Genomic DNA, 19,277 nt, shown 5'->3' on the forward strand with positions numbered 1-19,277 from the left:
ACCACAAATGCAACAAATATTAGGCAGGCTTACGCAAAAACTGTTGCACTTTTACAAATTCCTGTTATAAATGCCAAGTCAATTGACATTTAACACAATGGGGAGAGTAATAATATGAAAAGAAGTTTAATCGCATTGGCTGTTAGCTCAGCTGTTATTGCACCTGCTGCTATGGCCGGTGACGTGACCGTTTACGGTCGTGCTCAAGTGGAAGTGAGCAGCATTAGCTACCAAAACGCCGCTACCGGTACTGACGGAGTGCAATTGCAGGACGTGGGTCACGGTCGTTTAGGTTTCAAAGCCTCTGAAGATCTGGGTGACGGCCTCACCGGTATGGCTGTGCTGGAATTCAAAACCAACACTGCTGATGGTGCGGCAGTCAGTTTGAGCGATCGTGAAACCATGGTCGGCTTGAAAGGCAGTTTCGGTCAAGTGGAATTGGGTAACCTGAAACAAGCGTACAAATACGCCGGTGGCGTGAAATACGATCCCTTTGTTGCCAGCTCTTTGGAAGCACGTAACAACGGTGGTATGGTTCACAAGGCAACTAACTTCAGTGCGGGTGGTCAAGCCTCCTTCCATTCCAGCGCTATCGGTTACCGCGGTAAGTTCGGTCCTGTAGCAGTAGCTTTAACCTACGGTGCTGAAGAAGGTGACGGTTCCATGACTGCTGCTGCCGTGTTCAACGCGCCTGCGTTTGAAGCTTTGGTAGCCCTTGCTGATTCCGGCGATTCTGCTGGTGCTGGTAATTCCTATTCTGCCACTAAAATCGGTGGACAGTTCCGTATGGCCGGTGGTGCTCACAAAATCTCCGCACAATACGAAATGGGTTCTATTGAAACCGGTGGTGCTACCACTGATCCCACCACTTTGTTCGTGGGTTATCAAGGTAAGTTCGGTAAAAATCTGTTCGTAGCTCAAATTGGTGCTCACGACAATGATGCAGCCACAAACAGTGGTACTTCCTACATGGCGGTTGGTGCGATTCACACCTTCTCCAAAACCACACGCGTTTTCGGCGGCTACCGTAACACGGATGCCGATACTGAAACTCGTGAAAGCGTAGTATCTATCGGTCTGCGCAAAGACTTCTAAGTTTTTGTGTAAACTGCTGTATTACGAAACAGATATAATAATATCTGTGGTCTAATAATAATAACGGTTTTAATCCTGACGGGGCCTTTGGGCCCCGTTTTTTATACAATCGTTAATGATCTAATGGAAATCCGGGTGCAATAACGCCAACAAAAATTCCGCCCGCATATTTACCCGCATCCTCCGATCACGTAATCTTTGCGTATTCGTTTTTCAGCCATAGGGATTGGTCTGTGTCATACCTCAGTTTGAGTCGCTGTAATAGTTTCGTTTTTTTCCTTCCTTTTATTTTAACCTTAAACGCCTGTGCTTCGCGGCAAGTGGGTTATGAGGCATTGTACTGGCCCCGGCCGCCGGATCGGCCCCGTTATGTGTTCGAGGGCACCTTACGCACCGGTCAGGATCTGGACTCCTATGCCACGATTTCCCGGGTAAGAGATGCCCTGACGGGATTGGGGCCGGGTAATACGCCGGCGTTTGCCAAGCCTTATGATCTTGCTGCCCGCAGCGGCCGATTGGTGGTGACAGATACCATTGCGAAAAGCATCATGATGTGGGATATCCCGCGGCGTAAAATGTACCATTTCGGTCAGCGGGGGCCGGGGTTGGTTAAAAAACCTTTGGGTGTCGGGATGGATGCCAAAGGTTGGGTTTATGTGGCGGACAGTGGCGACAATTCAGTAAAAGTTTACGATGCACTGGGATTGTTTGTGCGCGGCATCGGCGCGCCAGAGGATTTTGAACGGCCGGTGGATGTGGCGGTAAATCAGGAGGGAAATCGCATTTATGTGGTGGACGCGGGCGGCATCAGCTCAAACCGCCATCGTATTCTCATTTACGATGATAAAGGCGAGTCTCTGGGGGTGATCGGTGAGCGCGGTTCCGGTTTTGGGCAGTTTAATTTGCCCATTCAAGCCGCGGTTTCACCCGCTGGTCAGTTACATGTGCTGGATGCAGGAAATTTCCGAGTACAAGTCTTCAATGCCGAAGGCGAGTATGTGTACGCCTTTGGTCAAGTGGGGCGAAATTTTGGCAATATGGCGCGCCCCAGAGGAATTGCCATTGATGCTGAAGGCAATGTTTATGTCTCCGATGCGGCCTATCGCAATTTCCAGGTGTTCAATTCGGAAGGGCAGTTGCTCATGTCCATTGGCGGGGAGCAGTTTGCGGATAAACCAGGGCATTTTTCCCTCCCGGCCGGTATTGCGGTGGATGAGACTAATCATGTTTACGTGGTGGATCAAATTTTAGCCAAAGTGGATATTTTTCGTAAGCTGGATGAGGCGGAAGTGGAACGCGCTGTGCTAGTGAATAAGGTCTGGCAAATTCCACCGCTGCCGCAAATACAGGCCACCGAGGCGACCGTCAGTACGGAGGCGGAGTCGTCAGATTTTGATTTCTAATCAAAGATCTGAAATATGGTTAAGCATTAGCTTACGTAGTATTAAGATTATCTTAAGTAGTAGACGGTTATTTGACGATTTCGACTTCAAATTATTGACGCTTCAGTGAAAAATTGGAAAGAAGTGGTAAAAAAGCAATAAATACGAGCGTTTTGTAGTCATTATATTACATAAGACTATGTTAATTAAGGATAATTTAGAATCTAACCAGAATGCTAAATTACATTAAATTTACTGGAAACCGGGGGGTGATGGTTTGACAAATCTTTAATTTGTGTGATATTTATAGGATATTGAATGAAGATTGTTTAAGTATAGCGTTTGTTGTTCAGGGATGATGTGGTACCCACACACAGAATGACATTAAACTCACAGAGCGAGAGAGGCACAGGGGGTTACACCAATGACTCATAAATTCAGAAAAACGGTTGTCAGTGCGGCGTTGGCTGGTGCTGCAGTATTTGCATCAAACGCATTCGCTGCCCCGGCTGGGACCGGGCCCATGAACAGTATTGCCGATTCATGGCATAATCTGGGCTCCGGCAATATTAAAGGCGCTACTCCAAATGGGGGTACACCAGCAAACCATTCTACCCAAACCGGTGAGATATGCGTATTTTGTCATACGCCTCACGGTGGCGATAACTCTGCCGCCGTACCGATTTGGAATAGAAAGTTAAATGATCCTGCAAACTATATTCGTTATAGCGCCAACAACAGTACCACATTCGATGCAGAGGAAGGCGAGGTGGGTTCCACTACCATCGCTTGTTTGTCTTGCCACGATGGTGCTCAAGCTATTGATGCCTTGATCAATGCGCCGGGGTCCGGTAACTATACGGACTGGAGCACAGCACCTTTCGGGAGTGCTGCATATTTGGCATGGGCCGGTGGCAGCACCAGTATGACCGGTGCGGACATCAATCCGGCGACGGGAGCTCTGGCCAGCGGTATCGTACAAAATCTGGGTACAGACTTAAGTAATGACCATCCGGTCAGTATGCAATACGGCGGTGGCGGTATTACCGGGGCCGGTGGTGTTGCAACCGGTACTACCATTGACCCGGATTTTACTCAGGTTGGTACGGCACGAAGCATTAATGATCAGAGTGGTTCTGCGGTTAGCATGGTGATGAATGCCAAAGCAAATCCTTCACCCACTATTAATACCGTGTTTTGGATCGAGCGTTCAGATTCCTTAAATCCCAACGACCGTGACCGCGAAGACGTTATTATGTACACCAGAAACCATGGTGGACAATTCCAGCCTTTTGTCGAGTGCGGTTCTTGTCACGATCCGCATAATGTGGATAACCCCACATTCTTGAGAACCTCTAACGGTATCCCAAGCACCAATACGGCTTTAGCGGCTATGTTCCCCGGCTCGGTTAATGACCCTGCCAGTGGTCTGTGTCTGACTTGTCACGCCAAATAAAGGCTTAGTCAGAGCAGTTCCAGTAAAACAAGCTGGCAGTGAGATGGTTCATCTTGCTGCCAGCTTTTTTTTGCTTGCAGAATTTTTCTGTCATAGGATAACGATATAAGTTGTAAGGAATGGAATGAATGAGTAAGCGAGTTTTGCATAGGGCGAGAGTAATTTTAGGATTTCCGGGCTTGGTTTTTTGTTTGCTGTCCGCCCTTAGTGTTCAAGCCACCGCAGAGGAAGGTTCAGCTGAGGCCGGGAAAACACAAAGCGACCAGCAGGAAAAGCAGAATGATTATTTCGCTGTTATCGATGGGGAAAAAATACCCATCGATGAATTTTTATATACCTTTCGCCGGGGCGTTCGGGAGAAGTTTTATCACGGCAAGGTGTCGCGGGATAAAGTGGAGAACTTTAAAAACGAGGTTGCCGACAAACTGGTCACCAAGATATTGTTGGTGAAGGAAGCGAAGCGTCGCGGTCTCAAGGCGGACGAAAAAGATATCAGCCACCGATTGGATGAGATTGATCAAAAATTCAAAAAGTCCAAAGATGAAAAAGAACGTGAGGCCTGGGGTAAGGATCGAGGGAAAACATTGACAGTAATTCGTCAGCGTATGGAGGCGGATGCCTTGACGGCATTGTTGTATGAAGAGGTGAAGAAGGTCAGTGCCATTTCAGAAAACGAATTAAAGGCTTATTACTCCAGTAATAAGGATAAATTTACGGCGCCTGAGCAATGGGATGTGTCTTTGATTTTGTTGTCCGTAGATCCTTCTTCTTCTTCGGAAATTTGGCAAAGTGCTATTGAAGAAGGGCAGGCCCTGGTGGAAAAAATCCGTGAGGGCGCCAATTTTGACGAAATGGCCAGGATTCATTCAGGTGACGAATCCGCTGCCAACGGCGGTAATATGGGGTATTTACACATTGGCATGTTGTCGGAACCTGCACAAAAAGTGTTGAATATTATGGAAGTGGGGCAAGTGTCAGAGCCGGTGGTGTTGTTGAAGGGCGTGGCTATTTTTCGCTTAAACGGTGTAAGAAAAGCGCGTTTGAATGAATTTAAGAAAATCAAACAAAGTGCCAAGGATCTGCTTGAGAGAGAAAAGGGGGATGCGGCTTGGCAAAATCTGATCGCTTCCCTGCGCAAGTCGGCAACCGTGGAATACAGTGACGCGATACGGTTGGAATTAAACAGCGTACTGGATCAGGGGCAGTCAAAAGGAAAGTAGGCATACATAAAATATGGTATTTGGCGTGATCCGTTTTGAACATCCGCTTTTGGGTGTTACTATGCGCCATCAGGAGTGTGGGGGTTCTGGGGGCGAGACCGGTTGTGGTGGTTTTGATATAACAAGTGCATGAAAAATAAAGTTGGTAAAATACTCAGACGCTTGCTGTGGCCGGTTATGCTGCTAGTGATTGTGTCTCCGGGGACGGCGCATAGCGTGGGATTTGTGCCCATGTCATTTTCAGGTGCCTTATCTTATGGCTATGGGTATGTGCGTGCCGAAGTGGGTAGTGAAGCAGAAAGCACCTCTGTTACGCTCAACCTGAATCTTACCGGATTTATCTGGAAACCCTGGTTTATCACTACCACGGGCGGCTTGTCTTTTGGGGTGGCGCGAGCGCAAACATCCGCCAGTAGTAATGCCAGTTCCACCGCGGTAGCCGGTAATTTGGGCGTGAATGTTTTCCCCAGCAGCCGGTTTCCTTTCAGTTTGTTATTGAGTCTTTCCAACAGTGAAGTGGAAAATCGTTCAGCATTGAATACTTTGGGTAATGCCAATTACACCACCACCCGCGTGCTGATGTTGCAGACTTATAAGGGATACGACAATTTTTTAACTAACTTTTCCTGGGCGTATTCCAATTTTCAGTCCGACACCAGTACCTCTAGCAGCAATGCGGTTAATTATGACGCTCGATATCGAAAATCCAAGCAATCATGGGTAGGTGGAGCGTCTTACAATGAAAACTCAAATTCCGATTCCGATGTAAAACCCCAGAACTTTACTATACGGATGCATCACAACTATGTGCCGGGAAATCAATTGGGGGTAACCTCATCGGTAAGCTTTAACGAGAGTCGGGTGAGTTCCCGGTTTTCCAATAGCCGCAGTAGTGTGGCGCAGGCATCCAGTGTGTATTCATGGCGCCCTGAGCACAAGCCCTATTCATTCTCGGGTGGTGCTCGAGTATCAACGGCCAGGGCGGAAGGTCGGGGTGACAGTGAATCCAATTCCATGAGTTTGAGCTTGGGTACAAACTACCGCTTAACCCGAAAAGTAAATGTCAGTGCCAGCGGTTCTATGTCAGCTGCGGAGACTGACAGCATAACCACGTCAAATGCCACTTTCAGCGCGTCCACAGGCTACAATTCCGATCAATACGATTATTTGGGATTCCGTTACAACTGGCGGGCGGCCGGTGGCGTGGCCAGCAGCAGTTCTACCAGTCAAGTGGAGCAGAACGCAACCGAGGATGAGACCACCAGTTCTTTGTCTTTTTCACTCGGTCATACGGCATCGCGCAACTGGGCTTTGGGGCGTACATCCTCATTGAGTTTAAGCCTGTCTCAAAGCGGCGGTTTGGGTTATACCAATGCAGCTGTGGGTAGCGGTACTATTGGCCACGGTGTGGGTTTGAATGTCAGCTCCAATGATCGTACCGGCTCCACTTTTATGGGAGGCAGTTTTACCGATACTCGTTCTTGCACTGAGTGTGAAGGTACGGTGGATTCCGAGTCACAATTCTTGTCATTCCAATTGGCTCGAAATCAAGGAATAAATCGCTTAAGCTCATTGAGTGGTAATGCCGCTTATCAATGGGGGCGCCAGAAAAAACTGGAGGAAGATGCGTCAAACCCGGGGTTTGAACTCACGGCAAAGTCCTACACGCGTTCCGCCAATATGAATGCTAATTACCATCATAGTCGTGCTTTCGGTGTATATGCGCTCAATTACACCTCGTCCTTCGCCTATTCGCGGAATTTTAATGCTTTGCGCGATCAAAGGGATACTTTGCGTTGGGAAAACTTTTTTACCTACGCAATAGGCTTGTTGGACACCAGTTTAACCATCGATTTTGTGCAGCAAGGTAGTGATAATGTGCGTGGATCCTTGAGTTTTCGCGCCACTCGAAATTTCTAAGTCCATGAGGCGCTAATATTAGTAAATACTAAATTAATACAGATCGTTGAATGGGTTTATAAATATAAGCATAAATACCAGAGATCCGTTGTCCCAAGGTGATACAACAGGTATTATATGGGGTCGCGGAGAATTAGTTATTTGTTAGATAATAGGGAGGAGGGCTCTATGTATAAGTCCGCAATAATCGGGGTGTTAAGCATGATGGCTGTGCTTTTACTTCCCAATGCCGCCAAGGCTGAATACGCTGATGTGGTGATTAACAACTATGCTGATGCTGCAGGTATGCGACCTGCTGTATTTCCGCATTGGTATCACCGTATTCGTTTCCGATGTAAAGTTTGCCATGCAGACCTTGGATTTAAATTCAAAGCCGGCGGTAATAAAATAACAATGGCAAAAATTATAGATGGCCAATTTTGTGGTGCTTGCCACAATGGGGAAATTTCCTGGTCTGTTGAAAACTGCGGTATGTGTCATTCAGGTGTGCCTGGTACACCGACATCTATCCATGGAAGTACCGTGCAACGTTTGGTAGCACCTACGTACAAATCCTTGGGTGATAAAGATCGCGCACAGTAAGCCAACAGAATAAGGGATAGTATTATGAAAACGATAAAAATCTTGCTTGGCGCGCTGGTGCTGTTTTCTTTGGTTTTCTCCAGTACGGCAGTATTGGCGGCAAGTAAATCTAAGAGTAAAGTTAGCGACGCTAACATTTTTAACCGTTTATTGAAGAAAGAAAAAATGCGCAATGCGCCACCACCGAAGGATGGGATCCACGATCCTGCTAACGATGGTACACATGTATTGCAACCCCCCCTAATTGCCTATGATGGGTTACCTCCATCAGATTTTGGTAACTATGTGGATTGGGTTAAATCGCTGGATGATGGCAAATTGAATCCGCGTTATGATCGGGCGGATCCAACGGTTGAGCCTTTGGTTATGGATTTGGACATTGTACGAGAAGTAAAAGCATCTATGCCGGATGTGGTGTTTCCGCACCGACAGCATACGCTCTGGTTGCATTGCTCCAACTGTCATCCGAAAATTTTTATTCCGCAACGCAATGCCAACGTGATCAATATGTCGGCGATTTTGCTGGGACAAAAATGCGGTGTTTGTCACGGGAAAGTGTCTTTTCCGATTACGACAAAATCTTGCAGGAAATGTCACTCTAAAGACAAACCCAAAGATTGGAAACCGCCCAAGAGTGAAGCCAGCTTGAAAAACCCTTGGCGCTAGTGGGTAAAGAGAATAATTATAATGTACTAATGTTGTGAAGTTGAGCGGCGAGTGAACAATCAGTGCACTCGCCGCTTGTTATTTTGTCTGTCTCATTTTAATCTTTAGCACAATTCCCTTTCTATAGGATTGTAGAAATTATAGGATAATAGGAATTTTATTGTTCCAGGTTACAGAGTGAGTATTAACTTATGAGAAATTTGGTCCTGATGCGAGTAGCCGTGGGCGGTATGGTGGCAGGTTTAGCCATTGCCGGATGTTCCGTGAAAAGTAAACGAGTTGAAGAACCAGCTGTAGCCAAGGAGGCCAAATCGCAGGAGGAAACTCAAGCTGCGGCAGCGGTGCCGGCACCACCGGAAAAGCAAGCCGTGGAAATACTGGTTCCACCTGCTGAAGTAGCTCAACCCAAGGTGTCCGTTGATCCAATACCTAAAGCTGCTCCCAAACCGGTGGAAACAGCAAAAGTAGAAAAGCCTGCAGCGGTGAAGCAAGAGCCTTCAGCGGTGAAACAAGAGCCTTCAGCGGTGAAACAAGAGCCTTCAGCGAAAAACCAAGAGCCTGCAAAAGAAGCACCCGTAGCGGCAAAAGAGCCCGCAAAGACACCCATGATAGAGGCGCAATCTAAAGCACAAGTAACCGCGCCAAAATCCACCGGACCGGATCATTTTGTTATCACGGTTGCAGAAAAAAATTCATCGCATCCCCATTTTGGTAAGGGGCATAAATTGGGCTTTTCCGTTAATGGTGAGCCGGGCAAAGAGCTGGTAGTGCAGCGATCCAAAGCTTATCGCTTTGAAGTAGCCACAGACCCCAAGCACGATGTGTATTTTTCCACCAAAGAAATCGGTTGGGGTTCCAGTCCTTGGGCCGATGGTGTGGAAGGCGCGTTTATTTACAACGGTATCATCAATGTCAAACTGGACGACAAGGCTCCCAAAGCCTTGTACTATTCCTGTCGAAATCACCCCTATATGGGTGGAAGAATTCATGTGGTTAATCCGGGGGAAACCGTTGCCATAAAAAAAGGCAAGAGTTCCTCTGGCGCCGCTGAAACAGAGGTTAAGGTTACCGCAGGCATGGTGAATCAAAAGTTAATGTTTGCGCAAATGTTAATGAAATCCCAGTCGTTTAAGTCCCTGACGGCTGTCCAGCGCCAAACTGCAGAGGAACTGGTCGCCGGTGCAAAGCAGGACTCAAAAGCCGGGAATCACCAACAGGCGTTTGCAGCAGCAGAAAAGGCTTTGGTTATTTTGAAAAATAAAAAGTCTGCCAGCGCGGTTGCTAAAGATAACCCGCAGGTAAAAGCCGAATATAAGGAGCTTACAGCATCCATTGCAGATTATGAAAAATCCCATGCGGACAATGTGAAACGAGTCAAGAAAGCCGGTAAATCCAAACCTGTTAATTACGACAAGGACAAAGTTGCCGCTTTAAAGAAAAAAGCCGAAGACGCGGCGAAACAAAATGACTACGAATCCGCCAATCACAGTCTGCATGAGGCTCAAAACCTCATCACTAAAGCACTGCAAGGCATGTTACATTCCACAACAATTGTTTATGACTTGAATTTTGAAACACCACAAGAAGAATATGAATATGAGTTGAAACGCTTTGGAGGTTACGAAGAGCTGATACCGGTTGCCATCGAAGCAAAAAAACCGGCGGAGGGAGCGAAAAAACTCATGCAAATGTATTTGAAAAAAGGCCGTGATATGAGAGAGGCTGCAGTGAAAAAGGCGGCATCCGGTGATTTCCCGGTAGCCATCGCCATGCTGCTGGATGCCACTAAGGAAGTTCGGCGGGCATTACGCATGGTTGGCGTAATGCAATAAGTATCAGGGAGACTAAGAAGTTGTTGCTTAAACAGTATTTAAAAGGAATCACAAGAGTGAAACGACTTGGACTTATGGGATTATTCTGTATGATCTTTGTGCCGTCACTCACGGCCGAGGAGGGCAGCGGGCATTTCCAGCTGCACGGAGACGTGGTGCCAATTCATAAGGATGGTATTCATGATCCGGAAAATGACGCAGTGAACACGCTGCAGCCTCCCTATGAGGCAATGAAGGATTTTCCCCGTGATGCACGCGGTGTCATCAATTGGGTGGAAACCCTGAATCAAGGTTTTATCAACCCTAGAACCGGGTTGACCGGAAAAGAAAAAATGCATTCTGTGGATTTCGATGTCATTTTCAAAAATACCGCATCCATGCCCTACGTGCGTTTTCCACATCTCCCGCACACAAAGTGGCTAACCTGTAAGAATTGCCACCCAGGTATATTTCTACCCCAACGCGGGGGGAATTTTGTAACCATGGCTGCCATTATAGAGGGAGAATATTGTGGAGTTTGTCATGGGAAAGTTGCTTTTCCGCCACTGGAGTGTAATCGATGTCACAGCGTTGCGCGGAAAAGTGTCGGTTTAAGATAAGTTTCGCTCTCTTTGCTGCATGGGTGCTGCTGCTATCAGCATGCACTATGGAGGAATTGGAGCGATTCGCTCGCGAAAAAGAAGAAGTTAATCCTTTACCTACATCTTCCACCGGGATTGTGCCCAGTGCCGGAGCTTTGGTGCCTCATTCCATCATCAAGGGCGGGAAACACGAGTTCAAAGGTGCCGTGGGGACTGTGGCGCGTCTGTTGGTGGGTCCTGCCGATGAAGTAAAATTTGTTAAACCGGTAGCCGTCGGTGGGCGTGATAATTTTCTCTATATAGTGGATGCGGGTGCTAAAGTAGTATTCCGTTACAATTTAGATACTCATAATATTTCCGCCATTGGCCAGGTCGGGGTTCGTTTTGCCGGTGACCTGGGGAACATCTATGTGCTTAAGGACTATTCCTTTTACATAGTAGACTCTACCGGTAAACAGGTCTTACATTTTGATAAAGAAGGCCAATTATTAAACACATTGAACGATCCCGCCAACTTATCTCGCCCAATGGATGTGTGGGTGAATGAGCGCAATGGGGATGTCTATGTGGCCGATGGCTCTTACAGCCATATTATTGTGTTTGATCGTTTCGGTCGAGCGTATAAATTGGTGGGTCAACGGGGAACAGGGCCGGGTCGCTTCCGTGCCATTACGGATATGACAGCGGGAGTCGACGGACTCTATGTTGTGGATAGACTGGAGTTACCCATTCAGGTGTTTGGCTTTGAGGGTAATTTTTTATTTTCCTTCGGAGAGAAGAAACAAATATACCCAACGGCGATAGCCGTGGATCAGTGGAAACGAGTGTACGTCAGTGATAAGTCGGATAATACCATACGCGTTTATGACAACAAGGAGCTTATCGCTGAGGTCGGGGGGGGGGGTGCAGCACCCGGCCGATTTCGCTTAATAACGGGAATGTGGTTAAAGGACCGGTTTCTATATGTGGCCGACAGCATGAATAAACGAGTGCAGGTGATGCAAATCAATCCGGAATATTCCGGTAATTTCATTCCATTGGGGTTGTAAATGGCTTTAGATCACGTTTTTACAATAGCTGGGCGCAGAGGACTAGTCGGTGTTTTGGTTTTAGTGATGCTGAGCGGTTGTGCGGAAATCCAATACCGGTTCCAATATCATGAAGCAAAACAGCTGCAAGAAGTTAAAACAGACGCTGAAGGCAACGAAAAAATAACCCAGCAAGCCCCTTTGGTCTGGCCTTCACCGCCTGAGCAGGAGCGATTTAAATATATCGGTGAGCTTTCAGGGGAAACAAACTTTAAACCCATAGAGTCATCCAAGACATTTTTAGAGCGCTTAGGTAGTTTCTTCCAATGGTTGGTTGGTTTGGATACCGGGGGAAACAGTCCAATGTTGTTGCGTCGGCCACAATCGGGAGTGATGGACGATGATGGCCGTATGTACGTTACCGATGTGGGGCGCCATTCTGTGCTTATGTTTGATACCCAAAAAGGTGAATTTGCCGAATGGACGCAAGCAGGAGCCCAGGAAGATTTTAAAACGCCAGTGGGAATTGCTATATCCTCACAAGGGAAAATTTATGTGGCGGATGCGGACTGGGGGTTTATCGTAGAATTGGATAAAGAGGGTAATCCAATTCGCAATTTCGGCAAAGGAATTTTGCAAAGACCTACCGGTCTTGTTTACGATACCATTTTGCATCAGCTCTACGTTGCCGATACTCATGCTCACGATATCAAAGTTTTTAATGTCAACGGCGAATTAGTTGATAACATTGGTCAAAAAGGCAGCGCTCCAGGCGAATTCAATTCCCCAACGCATTTGGCGTTTTCTCGCGGCAAGCTCTATGTCACTGATACTTTTAATACTCGTGTTCAAGTGTTGAGCAGAAATGGCGATGTGAGTCATCAAATTGGTCAAAGAGGCTTATATATCGGTAATCTTATCCGCCCAAAAGGTGTGGCTACTGATTCGCAAGGAAATATATATGTCATTGAGTCATATGCCGATTATTTGCTAGTATATAATGCTAAGGGCGATTTTCTTTTACCTATCGGGGGCACTGGTTCGGAGGCGGGGAAGTTTTATCTGCCATCCGGAGTCTGGACCGATTCCAAAGATCGCATCTATATAGCTGATATGTTCAATGGACGTATTGTGGTTTTGCAGTATATAGCTTCGCAATACAGTTCGGAATTTAGCGGCATGAAGAATTAAGCAACGCTTAACCGTGTAAAGATAGAATAAACTGTCACTCTGATGAGCGCAGGTAGACAGTACAGTTAAACTCATGCCACGGATGATAATGAGTATAGGAACGGGATCAGGGGCATCTATGCCGGGATTATGAGAATAGACGGGGTCGTTATGAATATCGTGCGTGTGGTAGGGCAGTGCATGGTTTTGGTGTTGGGCACGATGTTATGTGTATCCAATGCATGGGCGGGGCGCATCGCGGATATCTCCAATACAAAACACAATTTTTCCACCGGTGGGCCCGATACTTTACCCACCGGTCAGCAACGTGTGGTTAAAGCGCAGGCGGAAAATCAAATCTGTGTCTTTTGTCATACACCGCATGCGGCCAATACCGAAGTTGCTCCATTGTGGAATCGAAATTTAACCACGGCGACTTATCAAGTTTACGGTTCCACCATCGGCGGTGCCTCTACCAGTTCCTTTGATGCAAACATTACCCAACCCAGTGGCGTCTCCAAACTGTGTTTGTCCTGTCATGATGGAACCATGGCTATCGGTGGCGTTAACGTTTTAAACGGGTCCGATCGAAACGGACCTATCCAGATGGTGGGTACGGGGCCTGGTGGAAACATGGCTCCGGGTGATGGTACCACCACCGGTTTTACGCGTTATCTTGGTACAAATCTGACCAACGATCATCCCATCTCCGTCACTTACGACCAGACCTTGGTCACTGTGGATGCGGAAATGCGCAATCCCAACCAAAACCATATTTTCGTACGCACGGTTGATCCCGGGCGACCCGTGACAGAGCAAGTGCATCTGGAAGGTAGCCCCAGCGTGGTCAATGGCGGATTGGTCCAATGTAACAGTTGTCACGATCCTCATATTCGCAGTACCGATCCTCAGGAAAATATTAAATTCCTGCGGTTGAATCGTTTACAAGTAGGGCAAGGTCCCAGTACGGTCCAAGTGTTTTCTCCGCAAAACGATATTATTTGTCTCGCTTGTCACGAAAAAACCGGCTGGGCCGGTTCGGCTCATGCTGATGAACGGGTGGCCAACGAGGTTTACACCGCAGGTGCTGCCCAGGCCCGTGAATTCCCTGCCGGTACTCAAGTTTGGCAATCCGCCTGCTTGGCCTGCCACGATACTCATACTGTGGAAGGTTCACGACGTTTGTTGCGCGAAGGGGTTGACGGTAACACGTTAACTTTAGCGGGAAATTACCGGATTAAACAAGGCGGTGGTCAACCGGCCATTGAAGAGACATGTTATGCCTGCCACTCGCGCGACGGTTTTACGCTACAAGGGCAAGATCGAGGACTAAACGCCAGCACATTTGAGGTGCCGGACATAAAAACAGATTTTACCACCATGGCGCGGCGCATGCCGATCACTACGGCGGCACAACAACGCAGTTTTGAGGTGCACGATATCGGTTCAGCCAATGCCGATGCCGCTCGCGTTGGTGACGGGCCCAATGGTTTAGGTAAGGATTTTATTGAATCTGCTGCCTTGATGGGCAATGGTAATCGTCATGTGGAATGTACCGATTGTCACAACCCGCACCGAGTCACCAAAAACCGATTGTTTTACGAAGATCCAGTTGCCACCGGTCCAGCGGCTGCGGGAACCCATAGTCATACGCAGCCTCATACCAATCTGGCCTCCGGTGTATTACGCGGTATATGGGGTGTGGAACCGGTGTATACGTCACAGTCGTTTTATGATGATCCATCCAGTTTCAATGTTAAGCGGGGCAATCCGGCTAATACAGTGGTGCGGGCAACAGACTCCCCGGATGCTGTGGATTATGTTACTCGGGAATATCAAATTTGCTTTAAGTGTCATTCCAATTATTCTTTCGGGACGACACCCCCGCCAATGGGCTATAACCCCAATTTAACACCGGCCAGTGTCAACAATATTGGTTCTTATACAAATATTGCGAGGGAGTACAATTCCCCGGCTTCACATATGGGTGAAGGCGCTGCTGCCGGTGGTGGTGCGACCGGTGCAGGTGCAAACCACCGTTCCTGGCATCCGGTGATGCGACCCACGGGCCGGGATGGCGGTGTTCGCGGTGTGACGCCGGCACAGTTGTGGTTGCAACCGTTCCAGTTTATCGGTACTCAAACCATGTATTGCACTGACTGTCATGGTTCCAGCACAGCAGGTGGAACCGCGGTACCAAACGGCGGTGAAAACGGCTTTGCCTGGGGTCCACACGGTTCCAACGATAACTTCCTGCTCAAAGGCCCGTGGTCTGGAGCGACCACCGGGGGTACGGGAGCCGGCACACCCAACCACTTATGTTTTAAGTGCCATAATTACGATCAGTACGGTACGGGAAATGGTGGTACCGGTGGTGTAGCCAACAGTGGCTTTCGTCTAGGTGGCGGTATGGGCGGTATGTGCATGGGCGGTGGTATGGGTGGTGGAGCCGGTGGCGGTATGATGTGTATGATGGGTGGCGGCGGTATGGGTGGCATGGCGTTCAATAACCTGCATGTATTTCACAATAATGTGGTGACCAATTTCCGCTGCAATCTGTGTCACGTGGCTATCCCACACGGCTGGAAAAACAAAAACTTCCTGGTCAATCTTAATGATGTAGGTGCGGAAAGCAGTAATGGTGACCGGGGTGAAATCGCCTGGCCGGCCGGTAGAGCCCGTTATGTGAATGGTCCCTATTATAATGGAGCCGTGTTGAAAATACGGAATTTTGCAGTGAGTGGTGGCTGGAACCCTGTCGATTGTGGCTCAGCTTCCGGTGCCTTTGGTGTAGGCTGGATGGCGGCTACCTGCGCAAACGCACCATAAGCGAGCTTGTTTGTATATTTTAAGGTTGCAGGTTTGAAAGCAGTATTGGTGGCAAACCAGGCCCGGCGTTTTCCCGGCCTGGTTTTTATTCTTTGTTGTATTTGTACTTCGGTCCTGGCTGAACCCCAGGCCCGTTTTGCCTATAGTGTCAACTCTGTAGATAACAGTATTACTGCCTACCGAATTAATGAGTACGGCATTCCTGTTTATAATAGTCATATGCATGGCGGTAAGTTTCCCTCCTCGGTGGCAATACATCCGGGAGGAAAATTTCTAGTTACCACTTCGCAAATACGAAATCGAATTCAGGTCTATTCCATTGATTCAAAAACCGGAGAAATCGCAAAACACGGAGCGCCGGTTGATGATAAAAGTTTATCCATTTTTGATTCGGATTTTACCCCTGCCGGGGAGTTTTTATACGTGGCGGGTCGAATATCCAACACCATTTCGGCCTATCGCTTCGATGCGGTTACCGGGAGATTAACCAGCATATCCGGCAGTCCCTTTAAAACGCCGGGGCGGCCACGCCAGTTGTTGATTCACCCGTCCGGACGATTTCTTTTTACGTTGGGTGTTTTTGACGACACCGTATCGGTATTTTCCATTGACGAAAAATCCGGCGAACTGACTCTAGTTCAGAAAAGCTCCGTAGGTGTTGCGCCTATGAGTATAAAAATGGATTTCTATGAACAGCCGGAATACACCAAATCTGCTCCGTATAACTTAGCGCTGGACGCAGAAGGTAAAGTGCTCTATGTGGCCAATTGGGTATCTGCAAGTATTTCTGCGTTTTTAGTAGATACGCATACCGGCAAATTGACAGTGGTGCCGGGCAGTCCTTTTATTACCGAGGCTCATCCCTACAGTGTGATAGTCGATAAAAGTGGACGCTATGTCTATAGTGCACACTGGGCATCGGATAAGATTATACTGTACAAAAGGGAGGCCAACGGTGCTTTACAGCGCGTTGCCGGAGCCGAAGTCACCGCAAAAGGTCAAGCGCCGGTAGATTTGTGGATAGATCCGTCGCAGCGTCTTTTATACGTGACAAATTATGTGAGTCACAATATTTCAGTGTTTGAAAGGGACATGTCCAATGGCCGTCTTCGGTTTAAGGACGCTTACACTACCCGCAACAACCCGAGAAAACTGGCGTTTCTCACGGGAAATACACCAGTCCGAATTCAGTCGGATGCGTTGTTTGTGTTGGATAAACGGTTTAATAAAATTCAAGCCTATCGTTTGCAACAGGGCGTACCTCAGACCGGTACTCGGTCAGAGCAAGTGGTCAAAGGTAAGCCCGTGGCACTCAGTTATGATCGTGAGCATGCCCTAGTCTATGTGTTGACTCAAAACCCCAATCAGTTACTTGTATTTCGTTATGATGTGCAAAAACATGATTTACGCCCATTGAGTAATTCCACGTTGGCTCTGCAGTGGGAAGCAGAGGCCGTGACAACGGGTGTCACAGGGCGATTTGTGTATGTGGCCAATACCAGTCAAGGTCATATGTCTGTATTTGAGTACGATGCGGATAAAAACCGTTTGCAATCCTGGCCTGAGTCACCCTTTGTATCCGATCCGGGGCCCGCCGCACTGCGTATGGGGTCGGATGAGAAAATTATGTATTCGGTAAATACTAAAAACAATACTATTTCAGCATTTATGTTTGGCGAAGGAGATGCTCCCACTCCCTTGATTCGGAATTTAATTCGCTCAGAGTTTATTTTTAAGACCGGGGCCGAACCTAAAGATATAGTGTTTGATGTAGGCGGTAAGTTCGCTTACGTGGCCAACTACGGTGACGATTCTCTGTCGCCGTACTGGGTACATCAACATAACGGTAAACTGACTCAAATTCGTCTTCCAGGATATTCTGCCGGCAAAGGACCTATTAGTTTGGCTATGCATCCCGGCAACCGTTTCTTATATGTGGTAAACCGCAAAGAATCCACCGTATCGGTGTTTGATATGGACCCAACCAATGGAATAATAACCGAGCGTAAGCGAGTTAAGACTGGGAAAACGCCCATCAAAATACGCTTGGATGATGGGGGGCGGTATGCTTATGTGGTTTACGAAAACTCTGCAGTTATGAGTGTTTTTTCAATCAATGACACTGGTAAACTGCTTAAGCTTAAGGACGTGACTTTGCCTGGAATTGTTGCTGATTTTGTTTTGCATCAAAGGATAGCGGCAACTCAATAATCCTTCCTGTGTCACCAAAGTCTCCTGTTCAAAAAAGCCCCGGTATAAAACGTTTCTTCACCTGTTGCATATACTGCCGGTACTCGGGAAATTTCTGTAAATGACGCTCTTCCGTAAAGGCTCTTAATATATACAGGGTTGCCCACATACTGTAGCCATAGACAAATTTTAAAGTCCAAAATTGTTTGTAGAAAGCGCCCTGGGAAAACCACAGCAACAGTTTGAATGTTGTGCCCGGGTGGCGGATTAGGCTATAGAGCCCTTTATTTTGCAATTTCTTAAAGGTGACATTGACTATAGAGGGCCCCAGAGATACATTGGAGTAAATTTGAAAGCCTAAAAGCACAACCTCCAATACTTTTAACGCGGTTAACGTTACAACTCCGGAAAACACCAGGTCTTGCTCCAGCCCTGTCGCTGCATGGGGGCCAAAGGGGAAAAACGATCCGGTGATTTCGTTGAGTGGCGCATAACAGGCGAAACACACTAACCAGCCGCCGGCAGTTAAATCTACTGAGCGGCTGCGATTCTCCAGCCAGCGCGATTCCAGTCCGTAGTTAAGCGCCGCATTGACAATGTCGGTAGTCCAAAGTACAGCGCTGACCATCACCAGAAAACTTAGAAACTGCCATTGTGCCTGCAAAGACTGGTAGATATTGATGGAGCTGACTAGATTGGCCAAGACTTGAGCAATCATAATGGGTATAAAATAGCCCCGCATGAGAATGTTTAATAGGACTTTTTTATTGGTGGGGTTTTTCAGTACTCTAAATGGATTCTCCGGTGTATGTTGCGCGCCACTGGTAGAGGGTTTATCGGCAAACAAGGCCAATCCCATTTGTTTTACGATATGGATGATTCGTACCGCCGGATCATAGAAATCTTCTACTCGGGAGGATTTAAAAATCAATGTAAGGACAAAGTAAGGAAAGCCCCCATACAGGCTGGCCATAAGTAAATACTCAAAGAAAATCTCGTTCGCCCTGAAGCTTGAGGTGCCGTAAAAGGGAAGTTGGGTGTAAAGCAATTTGGCCGATGCGATTATGGATAGCCAGACCAGGTAGCGGGCCAGTGCCTGGCGCAATACAGTCCGCCAACGAAACTGGCGGTTGTAACGGAACACGCTCTTGCCGAGCTTTTGTTGCCATAGCAGGGCCACGCTGTTCAATAATGCGAGCAGTAATAGCGGGATGAGAAAATACGCCTGTTCCCAGGAGGTATTGGCAAAAAGCCAAGTCATACTTAAGGTGGTAGCCAGAGCGCACAGAAAATAGATGTGGGGTGAAATATGCATGGTCCGATTAT

14 protein-coding genes are annotated in these 19,277 nt (G+C 47.6%); 13 read left to right on the forward strand and 1 reads right to left on the reverse strand.

Translation table 11 applies throughout. The features are described from left to right. Positions 1 to 114 precede the first annotated feature (114 nt). The 13 genes from OEY58_03890 (at position 115) to OEY58_03950 (ending at position 17,972) form a co-directional block, all read left to right on the forward strand. Positions 115 to 1,095 carry a porin gene (locus OEY58_03890; GenBank protein ID MDH5324583.1) on the forward strand — a complete coding sequence of 327 codons (981 nt, stop codon included), beginning with the start codon at positions 115 to 117 and terminating at the stop codon, positions 1,093 to 1,095. 233 nt (positions 1,096 to 1,328) lie between these two features. Further along, entirely contained in the window at positions 1,329 to 2,498 is a 1,170-nt protein-coding gene (locus OEY58_03895) for a 6-bladed beta-propeller (GenBank protein ID MDH5324584.1), read from the forward strand. Between the two features lie 403 nt (positions 2,499 to 2,901). Next, positions 2,902 to 3,933 carry a cytochrome c3 family protein gene (locus OEY58_03900; GenBank protein MDH5324585.1) on the forward strand — a complete coding sequence of 344 codons (1,032 nt, stop codon included), beginning with the start codon at positions 2,902 to 2,904 and terminating at the stop codon, positions 3,931 to 3,933. A gap of 128 nt (positions 3,934 to 4,061) precedes the next feature. Then, positions 4,062 to 5,153 (forward strand): peptidylprolyl isomerase, encoded by a 1,092-nt coding sequence (locus tag OEY58_03905; protein MDH5324586.1) that lies wholly within the window; start codon positions 4,062 to 4,064, stop codon positions 5,151 to 5,153. A gap of 129 nt (positions 5,154 to 5,282) precedes the next feature. Next, complete coding sequence (locus OEY58_03910) at positions 5,283 to 7,073, forward strand: hypothetical protein (GenBank protein ID MDH5324587.1); 1,791 nt, start codon at positions 5,283 to 5,285, stop codon at positions 7,071 to 7,073. A 168-nt stretch (positions 7,074 to 7,241) separates the two neighbouring features. Then, entirely contained in the window at positions 7,242 to 7,655 is a 414-nt protein-coding gene (locus tag OEY58_03915) for a hypothetical protein (protein MDH5324588.1), read from the forward strand. 24 nt (positions 7,656 to 7,679) lie between these two features. Further along, positions 7,680 to 8,321 (forward strand): cytochrome c, class I, encoded by a 642-nt coding sequence (locus tag OEY58_03920; GenBank protein ID MDH5324589.1) that lies wholly within the window; start codon positions 7,680 to 7,682, stop codon positions 8,319 to 8,321. A gap of 191 nt (positions 8,322 to 8,512) precedes the next feature. Next, positions 8,513 to 10,153, forward strand: coding sequence for a hypothetical protein (locus tag OEY58_03925; protein ID MDH5324590.1), 1,641 nt, complete (start codon positions 8,513 to 8,515; stop codon positions 10,151 to 10,153). An 89-nt stretch (positions 10,154 to 10,242) separates the two neighbouring features. After that, on the forward strand, positions 10,243 to 10,752 hold the full coding sequence (locus OEY58_03930) for a hypothetical protein (protein ID MDH5324591.1): 510 nt from the start codon (positions 10,243 to 10,245) through the stop codon (positions 10,750 to 10,752). Further along, on the forward strand, positions 10,713 to 11,783 hold the full coding sequence (locus OEY58_03935) for a hypothetical protein (GenBank protein ID MDH5324592.1): 1,071 nt from the start codon (positions 10,713 to 10,715) through the stop codon (positions 11,781 to 11,783). Before OEY58_03930 ends, OEY58_03935 begins: the two co-directional genes overlap by 40 nt. Further along, positions 11,784 to 12,953: a 6-bladed beta-propeller gene (locus OEY58_03940; protein MDH5324593.1), complete on the forward strand. Its 1,170-nt coding sequence runs from the start codon at positions 11,784 to 11,786 to the stop codon at positions 12,951 to 12,953. It begins immediately after the preceding gene. A 150-nt stretch (positions 12,954 to 13,103) separates the two neighbouring features. Continuing rightward, complete coding sequence (locus OEY58_03945) at positions 13,104 to 15,761, forward strand: hypothetical protein (GenBank protein ID MDH5324594.1); 2,658 nt, start codon at positions 13,104 to 13,106, stop codon at positions 15,759 to 15,761. A gap of 33 nt (positions 15,762 to 15,794) precedes the next feature. Continuing rightward, the gene (locus OEY58_03950; GenBank protein MDH5324595.1) at positions 15,795 to 17,972 is read left to right on the forward strand and encodes a lactonase family protein; all 2,178 of its coding nucleotides are present in this window, start codon (positions 15,795 to 15,797) and stop codon (positions 17,970 to 17,972) included. Positions 17,973 to 18,000: 28 nt separating this feature from the next. On the opposite strand, the gene OEY58_03955 is transcribed toward OEY58_03950, so the two are convergent. After that, positions 18,001 to 19,266: a hypothetical protein gene (locus tag OEY58_03955; GenBank protein MDH5324596.1), complete on the reverse strand. Its 1,266-nt coding sequence runs from the start codon at positions 19,264 to 19,266 to the stop codon at positions 18,001 to 18,003. Positions 19,267 to 19,277: the final 11 nt, after the last annotated feature.

Source organism: Gammaproteobacteria bacterium (assembly GCA_029882975.1).
GTDB lineage: Bacteria > Pseudomonadota > Gammaproteobacteria > SZUA-152 > SZUA-152 > JAJDNG01.

What these genes read in the sequence shown, in the direction of transcription:
- OEY58_03955 (MDH5324596.1), bottom strand. Translation starts at nt 19,266, where the DNA reads ATGCATATTTCACCCCACATCTATTTTCTGTGCGCTCTGGCTACCACC.
- OEY58_03910 (MDH5324587.1), top strand. Translation starts at nt 5,283, where the DNA reads ATGAAAAATAAAGTTGGTAAAATACTCAGACGCTTGCTGTGGCCGGTT.
- OEY58_03915 (MDH5324588.1), top strand. Translation starts at nt 7,242, where the DNA reads ATGTATAAGTCCGCAATAATCGGGGTGTTAAGCATGATGGCTGTGCTT.
- OEY58_03945 (MDH5324594.1), top strand. Translation starts at nt 13,104, where the DNA reads ATGAATATCGTGCGTGTGGTAGGGCAGTGCATGGTTTTGGTGTTGGGC.
- OEY58_03920 (MDH5324589.1), top strand. Translation starts at nt 7,680, where the DNA reads ATGAAAACGATAAAAATCTTGCTTGGCGCGCTGGTGCTGTTTTCTTTG.
- OEY58_03930 (MDH5324591.1), top strand. Translation starts at nt 10,243, where the DNA reads ATGATCTTTGTGCCGTCACTCACGGCCGAGGAGGGCAGCGGGCATTTC.
- OEY58_03940 (MDH5324593.1), top strand. Translation starts at nt 11,784, where the DNA reads ATGGCTTTAGATCACGTTTTTACAATAGCTGGGCGCAGAGGACTAGTC.
- OEY58_03890 (MDH5324583.1), top strand. Translation starts at nt 115, where the DNA reads ATGAAAAGAAGTTTAATCGCATTGGCTGTTAGCTCAGCTGTTATTGCA.
- OEY58_03900 (MDH5324585.1), top strand. Translation starts at nt 2,902, where the DNA reads ATGACTCATAAATTCAGAAAAACGGTTGTCAGTGCGGCGTTGGCTGGT.
- OEY58_03935 (MDH5324592.1), top strand. Translation starts at nt 10,713, where the DNA reads ATGTCACAGCGTTGCGCGGAAAAGTGTCGGTTTAAGATAAGTTTCGCT.
- OEY58_03925 (MDH5324590.1), top strand. Translation starts at nt 8,513, where the DNA reads ATGAGAAATTTGGTCCTGATGCGAGTAGCCGTGGGCGGTATGGTGGCA.
- OEY58_03905 (MDH5324586.1), top strand. Translation starts at nt 4,062, where the DNA reads ATGAGTAAGCGAGTTTTGCATAGGGCGAGAGTAATTTTAGGATTTCCG.